1 pseudogene is annotated in these 282 nt (G+C 37.9%); it reads right to left on the bottom strand.

Annotation, left to right across the window (positions count from 1 at the left end):
* Positions 1–32: 32 nt before the first annotated feature.
* Positions 33–282, bottom strand: a pseudogene (locus GNY06_RS03945) (IS5/IS1182 family transposase); the annotation flags it as partial.

Below are 282 nucleotides of genomic sequence, written 5' to 3'. Positions count from 1 at the left end.
GTACCCAGAATTGAGATTTTAACTCCCTTGATTTACGATTTCCCTCTCCCTCCACGGTCATAAATCAACTCTTTGGGAAGATTCTGACCATTTGATTCCATTTGTTCTAAAAGAGGTTCAAAGGTGTTTTTGTCGTAAGGAGTTTGCAAAAATGCCTTAATACCGAGAATAATTTTCTTGCCTTTATTTGATGTCATTATCAAGCCCACTTTATTGCCAAACTCATATTGTTTATGGGCTTTCCCTTTTGCAATACATCGGGTGCAAGGTTTGTGAAGACTG

Origin of the sequence: Elizabethkingia argenteiflava (assembly GCF_009904105.1) — a bacterium.
In the GTDB taxonomy this organism is placed as follows: domain Bacteria; phylum Bacteroidota; class Bacteroidia; order Flavobacteriales; family Weeksellaceae; genus Elizabethkingia; species Elizabethkingia argenteiflava.
This window is presented reverse-complemented; position numbering and strand designations above follow the sequence as displayed.